Genomic DNA, 12,616 nt, shown 5'->3' with positions numbered 1-12,616 from the left:
GAAGAACACGTGGTACGGCGGTGACATCGGGCGGGAGAGTTGAACCCGCCGACACAATGGTCTTCCCCTGATCCGCGATCCCCCCGAGGTTACCCCGAATTCGGGCCCCGTCTGAAGCGCCTCATCCCGCCCCTTCGTCGGCTGGGCGTCCGTCTGACGTCGGCGCCTCTCCGCTATGAACCTCTACCACCGCCCTTGAGCGGGATGCCCGAAAGCATCCCGCAGCGACAGGGCTACTCGACCAGGAACTCGCGCATCATGCCCATGTCCTCGTGCTCGAGGTTATGGCAATGCACCATGAAGACGCCCTTGTAACTCTTGTAGGGCTTGATGATCCGGACCTTCTCGCCGGGCATCACCAGCACGGTATCCTTCCAGCCGCTGTCGATGAAACCTTCCTTGACGGTCGCATAGTCCTCCGCTTCCTCGGCACCGATGCTGCGACTGATGATCTGGAACGGTTCTTCGTGCAAGTGGATTGGATGAGCCATGGACATCATCATCCCCATGCCTCCCATGCCACCCCCGCCTGATTTTCCCTCGCCGCCATGCTGCATTCCGCCCATTCCGCCCATTCCGCCCATTCCGTGCTGCATTCCGCCGCCGGGCATCTGATCAGGCTTACTGTCGCCCGCATGGCCACCGGGTTTCGCCTCGCCGCCCGACGCACCGCCCCCGTGACCGCCCTCGCCACCGTGAGCGTGGAAGATCTGAACCAGTTGCAGCGTGTTGAACGGGATACGCTCGCTGGGCAGGAAGTCGTTGGGGGCGTAAGGCCGTCCGTTCAGCAGCATTGCACCCGGTGCCTCGGAAATTCCGAGTGGGACGGGGTTGTTTGGATTTGCGGTGTCCTCGATGCGGAGATGGGTGAATTTGCTGAGTTGTGTCGGCAGGCTCGGGCTCTCGCTGACTTTGCGGGTTACCCGCACGGTGAAAATCGGGTAATCGCTGCCGACCGGAAGCTGGCTCCCCATCATGCCCATGCCACCGTGCATGCCACCCATGCCCATTCCGCCACCCATACCGTGGCCGCCACCGTCCATGGATTTTCCGTCACCGCCGTGGCGCATGCCGCCCATCATGCCCATTCCGCCGCCCATCCCACCCATCATACCCATTCCCATCTTGGGCAGGACACCGGTGAAGGGCCGGCTCCGCATCACGAGTTGTGAGCCCACCGGGCGTCCGCTGAAATCGGCCCAGATGTCGAGCCGTTCGCCGGGGCCGAGCATCAGATAAGGCTTGGTCTCCGGCGTCTCGAGCAGACCTCCATCCACACCGATCACTGTCAACGGAGATCCGTCGTCCCAGGCGAGCTTGTAAATGCGAGCATTCGACCCGTTGAGGACGCGAAGCCGATAGGCTCGGGTGGCGACGTCGACACTGAAATCCGGCCTTCCGTTGACCAGGATCCGATTGCCGTGGAAGCCCATCATGCGGTCATGCATGCTGCGCGCGTAAACCAACTGGTTCTGATCGTCAAACAGCCGGTCCTGAATCACGATTGGGATCTCGTATTCACCTGCCGGCAGTCCCAGCTTCTGCTCCTCGGGATCGCTCACCAGCATCGCGCCGGCCAGTCCCTGATAGACCTGTCGCCCAGTGATGCCATGGGTATGCGGGTGATACAGAATCATGCTCGCACGGTTGCGCATTTCAAACTCGTAGACGAAGGTCTGTCCCTTGTCCAGTGCGTAGACCGGGTGACCGTCCATCAAGGCCGGCACATTCAAGCCATGCCAGTGCGTGATCGTTGGTTCGTCGAGTTCGTTGCGCAGATGGATCCGGATCTTCTGCCCATTCTGGAAGCGCATCAGCGGTCCGAGGTATGACCCCGGCAGCACGGCCAGCGAATTCTCGGGGCCGTTCACCAGCCGACCGATGTATTGCTGTACGCGGGTTGCCTGCCCGGGCAGGATCGATACCGTACCGGGCCGGCAGAGCAATTCCAGTTCCACATCCGGCTTGAAGTCGGGCGAAGCCCGGTTGGGTGCCATTCTGGGCATGTCGCCCATACCCTCCATGGCGCGGAGCCACGTTGGCAGGCCGGCATAAGCCATCAGGCCGAGACCGCTTTGGTACAGGAAACGGCGGCGGGAAACACTGTTGGGATTGCGCATATAACCTCCTCGGACGTCATCGTCTCTTTTCGGTGGCCGCACCCCATGGATGGGGTCCGGTGTCTGAAGTCCTTCTCGGCCGCGATCGCCGCCGGAGAGAACGACTGTTGGAACCTGACGGCGCAAGTATTAGCCTGAACTTATGCCGTGTCCATACCCGCCGTATCGGCGATCACGCGTGACCCGCGCGTGGAATCCCCGGTTGTCGGATGCCCCGTTCGAAGCAAGCGAAGAGCCGAGATTCCGTGGAACCCGGAACCCGTCCAGCGGGGCCGGCTCGATACAGACCGTCCGCCAGCGAGCGACGACCGAATGTCATCACCGGGGCTCGGCGTAGTCGCCGCCACCACATTCTCCGAGCCCAAGCCAGCGCGAAAGGGCCAAGCGCAACTGCTCTCCGCGCACCGGCTTCGTCAGGTAATCATCCATGCCGGAGGCGAGACACCGCTCGCGGTCGCCCGGCAAGGCATGCGCCGTCAGCGCGATCACCGGCACTGCGTGATCGAGCACGCGGGACCCGGGATCGCGAATGATTTGCGTCGTCTGGTAACCGTCGAGCTCGGGCATCTGGCAGTCCATCAGGATCACGTCATAGCGGCGCTGCGCGAGTGCCTCGAGGCACTCGCGGCCATTGATGACGGCGTCGACACGATGGCCCAGACGACCCAGCAGCGCCAGCAACATGGTCCGATTGACCGGATTGTCTTCGACGAGCAAGACCCTGGCAGACGGGAGCGCGCCGTCTCCGTCCGGCTTCTGCCGGTCGCCGAGCAAGGTGGCTGCGGCCGCCGCCCTGTTCCTGCCGAAGGTCGCCGTGAACCAAAACGTCGAGCCGTGCCCCAAATCGCTGACAACGCCGGATTCGCCCTGCATCAGGGTGACCAGTCGACGACTGATCGCCAAGCCCAGACCGGTCCCGCCGAACCGACGGGTCGTCGAGCTGTCGACCTGCACGAACGGGCTGAAGAGGGTCGCCAGCCGGTCGCTCGGTATGCCTATACCCGTGTCCGAAACCGTAAAACGGAGTTTCACCGAATCATCTGCTGAGGACTCCAGGCTAACGCGCAACACGATCTCGCCCTGCTCGGTAAACTTGATCGCATTGCCGATGAGATTCATTAGAATCTGCCGGAGACGGACCGGATCGCCGACCAGTTGATCGGGCAAATCCGGCTCCAGGTCGCAACGCACCTGCAACGGCTTGGTGGCTATCTCGACGCTGAACAGGCGAAGCACGGCAAGAGCCTGCTCGCGTGGCGAGAAAGCGACATGCTCGAGTTCGAGTTTGCCGGCCTCGACCTTCGAAAAATCCAGGACATCGTTGACCACGGCCAGCAGCGCCTCACCGCTGGTCTGGATGATGTCGAGATACTCCCGCTGCGACGGCAGGATTTCGCCCGCCGCCAGCAGTTCGGTCGCACTCAGGATCCCGTTCAGCGGCGTTCGAATCTCATGGCTCATGTTCGCCAGGAACTCGGACTTCGCAACACTGGCTTTCTCCGCGGCTTCCTTGGCCCGATGTAGGGCTTCCTGGGTCCGCCACCGTTCGGATACGTCGACGATGGAGCTCAGCACCATCGGCCCCGCGTCGGTCTCGATCGGGTTCAGGCCGATCTCCACTGGAAACGTCGACCCATCCTTGCGCTGCGCGAACAATTCGCGACCGCCGGCATTCATGGGCCGGACGGCAGGCCGAGCCAGATAGGCCTCGCGGTTCCGTGCGTGCTGCGCTCGCTGCATCGTCGGCACCAGCATGTCCACGGCATGCCCGACCAGTTCTTCGCGCGAGTAACCGAACCACGACTCGGCCTGCGCGTTCGCCAGTTGGATAACACCCTTCGCATCCACCAGCAGCAAGGCATTCGCCGACGACTCCACGACCAGGCGAAAGCGCTGTTCCGCGCGTTTGCGCTCGGTAATGTCGCGGCCCTCGGGTAGAAGATACGCAATTCGACCATCCGTGTCGGCGATGGGGGTGAGCGAGAACTCGATATGGCGAATCGCACCATCGGCCGCCGGGTGTGTGGTCTCGAAGCGGACGGCACTGCCGGCCCTGGCCTGCTCGATGGCCTCGTCGAGCTTCGCCTGCTCATCGATCGAATGATCCCACCAAGGCGTGTCCCGGAAAGGTATACCCAGCACCTGTGTGGCCTCGACGCCGGCAAAGCGCAATGCCGTCCGGTTGACGTCCACCAGACAGCCATCCAGATCGAGCAGACCGATAAAGTGCGAACTGTTGTCCAGGATGGCTCGGTAACGCATCCGGGCTTCCCGGCGCTCCGCCTCGGCCTGCTTGCGCGCGGAGACGTCGTGCAGCGAACCGACCACCCCTCCCGAACCGAGGCGCGATGCAACCGCTTCGAAGACTAGCGCCGTACCGGAGGCATTCGAGACGCGGATCTCGGCATGACCCGTCGCGGGGGAGGGGTGGGAAGATAGCGCGTGCCACAGGCTCCGATCGTTGTCGACGACGAATTCCGTAAGAGCGCGGCCGAGGCAAACGTCCCGGCGGTGTTTGAGGATCCGCTCCCAGGCTGCGTTCAGAAACACGATCCGCCCCTGGGCATCGGTCTCGAAAACGATTTCCCGCAATTGGTCCAGACGCGCGCGGGCGGCGTCCTCGGCCGCCGCGAGTGCCTCGATGAGCCGGTGTCGGGCCTGGATCCCCAGTTCATCCTGCATGGCAATTCCCAGGCAGCGCTAACGGACGTGCAGCAGTTCGCCGACCAGTTCGCGGCTGGTCATCACGCGCGCATAGAGAGGGTAAATCTGGGTGACGTAAAAATCCTGCTCGACCAGGGTACGTCCGGACACGCAGTCGGACAGCACGGTCACACGATAACCCCTTTCGAAAGCGGCGCGGCCGGTGGAATCGATGCAGATTGAGGCCACGACCCCGCACAACACGACATCGGTGATCCCTCTTGCGGCGAGTACCTCGTCGAGTTCGGTGTTGGAGAAAGCGTTCAGACCTCGCTTTCCGGGCACCTCGAGCAGCCGGTCACCATAATGGAGCAATTCCGGGATGGTGGCACCGCCGGTCGAGCCAGCCCGAAAGGCGCCCGCATCCCGGATGGTCCGCAGGATACCGACGGGCTCGATCAGTTCCTCATAGTCCGGAGTAAACAGGATCGGCGTCGTGATCATCAGCGCCCGGCTAGCGGCCAGGGCATCGATCACGAACAGCGTGTTGTCGAGGGTATGTATCACCTGCGCCGGCTTCTCGATGACCGCATGCAGCGCACCATCCGGCGAAAAGTAGTCATTCTGGTAACCGACCAACAGGATGGCGGTCGTATTGGCATCCATGGCAGTACCCCGTTCGGCTGTTATGGCGTGGGTGCGGCTTGCGCGATGCAGAACCCAGGCCCTGTTGTACCGCGGGGCGCAAACGCCACGATTATGGGTCGCGCTCCCGGAGCGGTCAACGGTACCTTTCGGCGCCCCCTTGACCCGTCCCATACCCGCCAACGGCAGCAGAACCGCAGGAGCTTCCGGTGCCGAGTGGCACGGACCATTGGACTTGCAAGCGAGATGAGGGAGAACGAGAGGGGTCGATCCCGGGCACCGCCCGCTGTGCAAAAGGGGTACCTCGGTAGCAATGAAAATGGATTGCGGTTAGGGTAGGTTAGGCGTCTCCCTGGCCGCTCCGAGTCACTCATGCGCATTCTTATTATCGATGACCATCCGGTTTTTCGGGCGGGCCTGGAAACGCTGCTGCACCAGTTGGATCCATCGGTCGAGGTCATTCATGCCGGGAACTGCAGCGACGGACTCCGGGCCAGCCGGAACGGCGCGCTGAACCTGGCGTTCCTCGACCTGAACTTACCCGACGGCCGGGATCTCGGCTGCCTGCGGGCCCTGAAGGCTGCGCGCCCAACACTGCCGTTGGTACTGATCTCGGGGGACCGAACCAGCCGCGAGGTAATCGAACAGGCCCTCGAACTGGGGGCCATGGGCTTCGTCCCGAAATCCGAGGATGCCGATGCGATCATCGCCGCGCTTCGATCAGCCCTGGCCGGCGGGGTATTCCTGCCGGCGCATCTGGTCTCCGGCCAGCTGGAGCACCCGCCGCACCGCTGCATCAGCCCCGGCCCGATGCCGAGCCACGGTTCCATCACCGCTGCGGTCGACCCGGTCCACTTCGGCATCACCAAACGTCAGGCAGAAGTGCTGCGTTATGTCGTGCAGGGCTGGCCCAACAAGCATATCGCCAACAAACTGGGCATTTCCGTACCCGTCGTCAAGAAGCACGTCAGCGATCTGCTAGCGCATTTCCGGGTGGTCAGCCGCACCCAGTTGGTCGCGCTGATTGCAGCACAGGGCGTAACGTTCGGCCCGCCAGAACCAAGCGATGCCCGGGATGAGGCAGCGGCCCGCTGAGTGTCCCGGGTCCACTTCTTGGGACGCGATTCGGGTTCGGCAGCGACCGCGGCAACCCGATCCCGGACGCAACAGACTCTCAGGCGACGCTAAACCGCCTTTTTGTCGGTCGCCGGAGCTGAGGCCTCAACTCCGGCATGCTCTGGCGGGTGTAGCTTGACGAACACGTCGAACGCAAACCATAGGAAAAGCCAGCCCGGGACGGCCTCCACCATCAGGCCCTTTCGAGCGGTCGACCACAATCCAGCCGCGAGAAAGAGCAGCGGCAGTAACACCTTGATGTCCAGTGACAAACCGGTCCAACGGCGAATGCGGCGGTTCAGATCCTCGGCGGCGCCGATGAAACCGGCCTCCGATATCCCCGAGCCGTCCACTGACGGAAGGTGACCGATGGACTCGACCATCACGTCCAGATCTTCCAGCAAACCGAGCACACCCGCCGTACCGTGGCGTCCGTGGTCGTAATGCAAGGTCAGACTGCCACTGACGGGATTGACCTTGACCTGATGCACGCCGTCGCGCTCTTCCAAACGGCTCTTCAACCGCTGCAGCAAGCCAGCCAACTCATCACCACGCCTGAGTTTGATGCGCAGACGCCCCGGCACCAGACTGGCAATGCGAGCGGAATGACGGCGAGTGAGCGGTGCTGAGGTCATCTGGCATCTTCCGTTGGATATGTTCCAGCCGCGACTAACCCGGCAAGCGAACGCGCTCACTTCGGCCAGAACACATGGCGCGCGGAACGCCCCGACAGCTGGATCCCGCAACTGCAGGATCAGATCCAGTCGGAATCACTGGCACCGTCGTCCATGTAGGGGTCGTCGGTGTCGTTGGCAAAAAATTGACTTGCCTCAGGCTCCGACTGCTGCGAATCCGCAAACTCGGAGCTATCCGTACCGTAGTAGTTGTTAATGACCGTCTGTTCCGTCAACTGCTCGCCCGTCCGGTCCAGCCATGAGGAACCCATCCCGTGATGGTGTCCGAGCAGGCCTTCGAGCCCCTGGAACAAAAACGACCCGGCGACGACACCGGCCGCCGTTGTGGCCACATTGCCAAGAAAGCTGCCGCCACCCGCCATCGGCGAGGCGGTGACGCCCACGGGGCCCGACGAAGGAACGCGATAGTGGCCGGCACCCGGGACCGCCGCACGGTCAGATGCCGGCTCGGCTTGAGGCGCCCAGGGATTGCGCCCACCCAGGAAGCTGTCCTCGCTGGCAACGGGTCCCGCGCGTCGCGCCCGCTCCAGTTCGGTGATTCTCGCCTTGGCTGCATCCAATGCCTGCTCGACCAGCATTGCCCGCTGCACCAGCAGATAGGCCGCGTCGGGCTGTTGGGCGGTCGCCTCCCGGATCAGGGAGTCGGCGTCGCGATCCTTGTCTGTCAGGCGCACTTCCGTCAACTGCTCCAGAAAACGGGACAAAGCTTGGCGCTCTTGGGAATTCATACGGTCTCCGATTGACACGTTCTGCTGGGGATGGCTCGCATCGTTGGGGCGCACAGGAGAAAAATCAAGCTCACGGAGGCCGAGGCGCCGGATTCATGGTCTAGTTGAACACCCGAACACGGAGTGCCGCCCCGCGTTTCATATACAGGAAGGCGGCTTAGGGAGACCGCCGATCCGGCACGCCAGCTTTAGCGGCCCGTCCGGAAACAATCGGTGAAGATAACGGCTGTTACCCTTATCGTCGCCCAGGGTCTTCTGGATCGCCTTGACGAACATCCGCATATTCGGCAGGTGGCGGTAACGCTGGTAATAATCCTGCATGAACTGGATGATCTCCCAATGGGCGTCGGTCAATTCGATCGCCACGTCGGCGGCGAGCGCCGCAGCGACGCCGGTATCCCAGTCAGACGCATCGAGCAGAAAGCCGTCGTCCGTGGTCGCGATCTCCCGCACACCGACCATAAGCATCGTTCAACACCAGGTAACCGAGGTATCGCAAACGACCGTCAAATCGACGAAGCCCGCAAAATCGACCAACTTGGCACGGGGGATCAGTTCCGATCCGGTCTGTCCCGCCGCGCTGGCGGGCTCAGCCAATACGCAGACCGCAACGTCCGCGGGCAGCGTTTCCAGCCGCGCCGCGTCGGCATGTCCGCGCCGTGCCGCCTCTGCAGCGCCGTCTATCAGCAGCAGCGCATCGCCGTGGTTCAGGCTGGCCAGACACCGAGCAAGCGGCGCATCTGGCTGGCTCGCCTGCGCCACGATATGTAGCACCCGCATCAGGCCACCTGTATCCGTTCGTGTTGTGCCATCAACTGAGGAATCCGATCCTCGGCCAACATCGTCGCCGCAATCCGGCAATCGCGCTCCGAAAATCCGCGAGCCTGCAGCGACTCTACCCCCACGAGAACCTCCTGCACATCGTACAGATCGAGCGCACCCAGCATCGCCTGGGCCCGCTCATCACACGCGCACGCCGGTGTCGACAGCAGGTGCCTTACGCCGTCGTCAAGGAAAACGAGACGGACCGGCTGATCGAACGCCGCGAAGGTGAAGACCATGTCGAGCGTCTCCGCCAACGTGGAGCCGTCGCCCGGTCCAGTCCGAATCACGAACAGGAACTGGGGCGCCGCTGGCATCATGCGCCGAACACGACGCAGCGGTCCGCACGAACGCAGGCATCGACCCACTGCCCGAGTCCGCCGGTGACGAACCCCGGCGCCAGCGCGACGTCTCCGGACCCTGACGGGTCGAGACCGCGGCGTTCCGCGGCCGATACGCACAAAATCAGTCTGAGCCCGCGCCGGGCCGCCAATTCCGCCCACTCGCCCGCGGTCGATCCAGCCGGCGAGTGGGCCGCCAGCAGGCCGGCGCAGACTCCGTCGTAGTAGAAAAAGACCAGTGAGATCTCATGGCCTTTCGCCAGGGCGGCTCTGATAAACTGTAGAGCATGCACCGCGGCGAGGGAAGTCTCAGGGGCACCGTTGACTTGAATCGCATACCGCATGGCCCAATTTTAAGGCATACCATCGAGGCGGCACAGGTCTTCAGACCTGCCTTCCCCCCTTCACCATGGCAGCCGTACCGCGACAGCCGCTTCAGCAGCGAAAGATCCAGGCCCCGCAGGCCCAGGTGCCGATGATCAAATCCCGACCCTTCATCCTGTCCGCCCTGCTCGCAGCGCAGCTCTGTTGCGTTCCGCAGGCGCGCGCCGATGAACCACTGAATCTGCAGTTGCCGGATATCGGCGATCCGACCGGCACGAGCTTCACGCCGCTGCAGGAGCAACAACTCGGCGAGGCCTTCTACCGCAACCTCCACGCTCAGCTCGAAATCAGCCAGGACCCGGAGGCCACGGACTACATCCAGAATCTCGGCCAGCGCCTGACCACCAACAGCGACAAGCCGGAGCAGCCCTTTCATTTCTTTATCGTCAACAGCGCCCAGATCAACGCCTTCGCCGGGCCCGGCGGATTCATCGGGGTGAATTCCGGCCTGATCCTGGCGTCCGAAACGGAAAGCGAACTGGCATCGGTCATGGCGCACGAAATCGCGCACGTGACGCAGCGCCATTTATTCCAGGCCTTCCAGGACTCGTCGCGACTGTCGCTGCCGATGGCCGCGGCCATGCTGGCGGCGATGCTGGTCGGCTCGCAGTCCGCGCAGGGCGGACAGGCCGCGCTGCTGGCCACGCAGGCAGCGATGGCACAGCATCAGATCAACTTCACCCGCGACAACGAAGCGGAAGCCGACCGGGTCGGCATGCAGATCCTGTCGAAATCGGCCTTCGATCCCCGCGGAATGCCGACGTTCTTCGAGCGATTGCAGCAATCCACGCGTTTCTCCGGTCACTCCGCGCCGGAATTCCTGCTGACCCACCCGGTCACGACCTCACGCATCTCCGATACACGTGGCCGTGCCGACAGCTTCCCCTATCGCCAATATCCCGATTCGATCGTTTACCAGTTGATCAGGGCCAAGCTACGGGTCGCCTCGACGCGCGACGCGAAGAATGCCGTAAGCTACTTCAAGCTCATCGAGGGCCAGGGAACGACCGAGCAACAGGATGTCGCCCGCTACGGCCTGGCGCTCGCGCTGATCCGCAACTTCCAGACCCGAGAAGGGCAAGACCTGTTGCGCCAGCTAATCCGGAAATACCCCGACCAGCCGTACTTCGTCAGCGCACTGGGCGAATCGCAGATGGAGGCGAAGGACTATGCTGCGGCCGAGCAAACCTTCGAAGCCGGGCTCAAGCGCTTTCCGGACTACCGTTCCATGATGCTTAATTACGTGCGTACTTCGTTGACGGCGCGCAAACCGGAGCAGGCCCGAAAGCTGCTCCAGCAGTACACGCTGCGCAACAAGCCGGGCCCGGGCATTTACGAGTTGATGGCCGAGATCTACGGGCAGCTCGGGCAGGAGGCCGAATCCCACCGTTTCGTCGCGGAGTATTACTACGCCTCGGGTCAGACCCGCGCCGCCATGCAGCAGCTGGTTCTCGCGCGACGCGCGGCCGGCGACAACCATTACGTGGCGGCGGTGATCGACGAACGCCTGAAGGAACTGCGCGAAGAAGAAATGGACCGGCGCAAGGAAGAGTGAGCGACTCAGTCCGGTCGTTCGAACCCGCGTTCGACCTCGCCGGCACGCCGCAACTCCCGTTTCAGAATCTTGCCGGCGGCGTTCCGCGGCAGCGCTGCGACAATTTCGATTTCGCGCGGCACCTGATGCCGGCCGAGATGCTGGCGACACCAGTCACGAATCGCCGCCTCCGTCAGCGAGCCGGGCTCGTGCAGGGCCACGAAGGCCGCGGGAATCTCCCCATGCAGACGGTGTGGCTGGCCGACCACGGCCACTTCCCGGACCTGCGGCAGTCGATGCACGACTTCCTCGATCATGCGCGGATAGACGTTCATGCCGTTAACGATGATCAGATCCTTCTTCCGGTCGACGATGCTGAAGTAGCCGTCTTCGTCACGCATGCCGAGGTCGCCGGTCAGGAACCATGAGCCGGAAAACGAGGCCGCGGTTTCGTCCGGCAGATTCCAGTAGCCCTTGAACACATTCGCCCCGCGCACGGCGATCTCGCCGACCTCCCCGTCCGGCAATTCGTGGCCATCCTCATCCAGGATCCGCATCTCGACGCCGGGCACCGGTAACCCGACGGTGCCCGGTTTGGCCTTGCCGCCAATCGGATTCACGCAAGTCACCGGGGAACATTCGGTCGGGCCGTCGCCTTCGTAAACGGGTATCCCGAACATCCCCTCGAACTGGGCCAGCACAGCCATCGGCAGGGCCGCACCACCCGAGACGCAAAAGCTCAGCGACCGCAAGCCGCTGCGACGATCCTCCTTCAGCTTGAGAAACATCGTGAACATGCTCGGCACGCCCAGGAAAATGGTCGCCCCCGTCGCCTCAATGACCCTCGCAACCTGATCGGGGTCGAACTTTGGCACCGGCACCAGCGCGCAACCGCAGGTGAGCGGCGTCAGCAGGCCGACAGTCGCCGCGAACGCATGAAACATGGGCAACACGACCAGCACGACGTCATCGCCCGGGCGCCAGTGCATGGCCGCGTGGACGCTGCGCGTGTTGGCCAACAGGTTGCCGTGACTCAGCATCGCCCCCTTCGGCCGGCCCGTAGTCCCCGAGGTGTAGAGGATCGCGGCAAGGTCCTCGGAAGTCAGCGGCGGCAGCGCGGTCGGAACCTGCCTGCTGGCCAGCACATCGCTCCAGGCGAGCGCACCGTCTTCTGCGTCACCCGTACTGATGCATAGACGCAGACTGGCAACCGACGCCATCAACTGACGACCCGCAGCGGCCAGCTGCGGATGGACGATAAGCGCCGTGGCAGCGGAGTCGTTCAGTATGTACGCGAGTTCCTCGTGCGAAAGCAGCAAGTTGCAGGGAACGACGACGGCACCGGCTGTCACGATGCCCAGGTAGGCGACCGCGAACTCGGGGCAGTTGGGACAGTACAGGCCGACACGGTCGCCCTTGCCGACCCCGCGTGTTGCGAGCGTCGCGGCCAGAGCCCCGCAGCCGTCGCTCAAGGTCGCGTAGCTGAGCGGGTCCCGGTCGGGTAGGATGATGGCCGGCGCGTCACCGTGACGCTCGACCACGCTCTGAAAGGCTTCTCGCAGGGAGTCGGACATAGCGCACCAGCGTG

Annotated in this window: 12 protein-coding genes; 2 read left to right on the top strand and 10 right to left on the bottom strand. The window is 63.4% G+C overall.

What is annotated here, in order from left to right; translation table 11 throughout:
- Nucleotides 1-233: 233 nt before the first annotated feature.
- From ACW73L_RS01160 to ACW73L_RS01150, 3 genes are all read right to left on the bottom strand, one after another.
- Nucleotides 234-2,120, bottom strand: a complete 1,887-nt coding sequence (locus ACW73L_RS01160) for a multicopper oxidase family protein (RefSeq protein ID WP_498919490.1) — start codon at nt 2,118-2,120, stop codon at nt 234-236.
- A gap of 318 nt (nt 2,121-2,438) precedes the next feature.
- Nucleotides 2,439-4,802, bottom strand: a complete 2,364-nt coding sequence (locus ACW73L_RS01155; RefSeq protein ID WP_498919489.1) for a PAS domain S-box protein — start codon at nt 4,800-4,802, stop codon at nt 2,439-2,441.
- 18 nt (nt 4,803-4,820) lie between these two features.
- The gene (locus tag ACW73L_RS01150) at nt 4,821-5,429 is read right to left on the bottom strand and encodes a cysteine hydrolase family protein (protein ID WP_498919488.1); all 609 of its coding nucleotides are present in this window, start codon (nt 5,427-5,429) and stop codon (nt 4,821-4,823) included.
- 351 nt (nt 5,430-5,780) lie between these two features.
- Between ACW73L_RS01150 and ACW73L_RS01145 the strand changes: the two genes are divergently transcribed.
- Nucleotides 5,781-6,503: a response regulator gene (locus tag ACW73L_RS01145; protein ID WP_498919486.1), complete on the top strand. Its 723-nt coding sequence runs from the start codon at nt 5,781-5,783 to the stop codon at nt 6,501-6,503.
- Nucleotides 6,504-6,592: 89 nt separating this feature from the next.
- Here ACW73L_RS01145 and ACW73L_RS01140 read toward each other — a convergent pair whose 3' ends face one another.
- The 6 genes from ACW73L_RS01140 to tusD all read right to left on the bottom strand — a co-directional run bounded on the left by ACW73L_RS01140 (nt 6,593) and on the right by tusD (nt 9,454).
- Entirely contained in the window at nt 6,593-7,159 is a 567-nt protein-coding gene (locus tag ACW73L_RS01140) for an HMA2 domain-containing protein (protein ID WP_498919485.1), read from the bottom strand.
- A gap of 119 nt (nt 7,160-7,278) precedes the next feature.
- Nucleotides 7,279-7,947, bottom strand: a complete 669-nt coding sequence (locus ACW73L_RS01135) for a DUF2076 domain-containing protein (protein WP_498919483.1) — start codon at nt 7,945-7,947, stop codon at nt 7,279-7,281.
- Nucleotides 7,948-8,085: 138 nt separating this feature from the next.
- Nucleotides 8,086-8,415: a TusE/DsrC/DsvC family sulfur relay protein gene (locus ACW73L_RS01130; RefSeq protein ID WP_498919481.1), complete on the bottom strand. Its 330-nt coding sequence runs from the start codon at nt 8,413-8,415 to the stop codon at nt 8,086-8,088.
- A 3-nt stretch (nt 8,416-8,418) separates the two neighbouring features.
- Complete coding sequence (locus tag ACW73L_RS01125) at nt 8,419-8,727, bottom strand: DsrH/TusB family sulfur relay protein (RefSeq protein ID WP_498919480.1); 309 nt, start codon at nt 8,725-8,727, stop codon at nt 8,419-8,421.
- Nucleotides 8,727-9,089, bottom strand: a complete 363-nt coding sequence (locus ACW73L_RS01120) for a DsrE family protein (RefSeq protein WP_498919479.1) — start codon at nt 9,087-9,089, stop codon at nt 8,727-8,729. The genes ACW73L_RS01125 and ACW73L_RS01120 overlap by 1 nt, the downstream gene beginning before the upstream one ends.
- Nucleotides 9,086-9,454, bottom strand: coding sequence for a sulfurtransferase complex subunit TusD (gene tusD / locus ACW73L_RS01115; RefSeq protein ID WP_498919478.1), 369 nt, complete (start codon nt 9,452-9,454; stop codon nt 9,086-9,088). Before tusD ends, ACW73L_RS01120 begins: the two co-directional genes overlap by 4 nt.
- A 65-nt stretch (nt 9,455-9,519) precedes the next feature.
- Here tusD and ACW73L_RS01110 point away from each other — a divergent pair, with 65 nt between their 5' ends.
- A complete protein-coding gene (locus ACW73L_RS01110; RefSeq protein ID WP_498919475.1) occupies nt 9,520-11,049 on the top strand; it encodes a beta-barrel assembly-enhancing protease in 1,530 nt (509 codons plus the stop codon).
- A gap of 5 nt (nt 11,050-11,054) precedes the next feature.
- On the opposite strand, the gene ACW73L_RS01105 is transcribed toward ACW73L_RS01110, so the two are convergent.
- Complete coding sequence (locus ACW73L_RS01105) at nt 11,055-12,602, bottom strand: long-chain-fatty-acid--CoA ligase (RefSeq protein WP_498919473.1); 1,548 nt, start codon at nt 12,600-12,602, stop codon at nt 11,055-11,057.
- Between the last annotated feature and the right edge of the window lie 14 nt (nt 12,603-12,616).

Source organism: Methylolobus aquaticus, from assembly GCF_054172105.1.
This window is presented reverse-complemented; position numbering and strand designations above follow the sequence as displayed.

Excerpts from the sequence above, each read along its gene's own strand:
- ACW73L_RS01105 (WP_498919473.1), bottom strand. The coding sequence starts at position 12,602 with ATGTCCGACTCCCTGCGAGAAGCCTTTCAGAGCGTGGTCGAGCGTCAC.
- ACW73L_RS01140 (WP_498919485.1), bottom strand. The coding sequence starts at position 7,159 with ATGACCTCAGCACCGCTCACTCGCCGTCATTCCGCTCGCATTGCCAGT.
- ACW73L_RS01150 (WP_498919488.1), bottom strand. The coding sequence starts at position 5,429 with ATGGATGCCAATACGACCGCCATCCTGTTGGTCGGTTACCAGAATGAC.
- tusD (WP_498919478.1), bottom strand. The coding sequence starts at position 9,454 with ATGCGGTATGCGATTCAAGTCAACGGTGCCCCTGAGACTTCCCTCGCC.
- ACW73L_RS01125 (WP_498919480.1), bottom strand. The coding sequence starts at position 8,727 with ATGCGGGTGCTACATATCGTGGCGCAGGCGAGCCAGCCAGATGCGCCG.
- ACW73L_RS01155 (WP_498919489.1), bottom strand. The coding sequence starts at position 4,802 with ATGCAGGATGAACTGGGGATCCAGGCCCGACACCGGCTCATCGAGGCA.
- ACW73L_RS01110 (WP_498919475.1), top strand. The coding sequence starts at position 9,520 with ATGGCAGCCGTACCGCGACAGCCGCTTCAGCAGCGAAAGATCCAGGCC.
- ACW73L_RS01120 (WP_498919479.1), bottom strand. The coding sequence starts at position 9,089 with ATGATGCCAGCGGCGCCCCAGTTCCTGTTCGTGATTCGGACTGGACCG.
- ACW73L_RS01135 (WP_498919483.1), bottom strand. The coding sequence starts at position 7,947 with ATGAATTCCCAAGAGCGCCAAGCTTTGTCCCGTTTTCTGGAGCAGTTG.
- ACW73L_RS01160 (WP_498919490.1), bottom strand. The coding sequence starts at position 2,120 with ATGCGCAATCCCAACAGTGTTTCCCGCCGCCGTTTCCTGTACCAAAGC.
- ACW73L_RS01130 (WP_498919481.1), bottom strand. The coding sequence starts at position 8,415 with ATGCTTATGGTCGGTGTGCGGGAGATCGCGACCACGGACGACGGCTTT.
- ACW73L_RS01145 (WP_498919486.1), top strand. The coding sequence starts at position 5,781 with ATGCGCATTCTTATTATCGATGACCATCCGGTTTTTCGGGCGGGCCTG.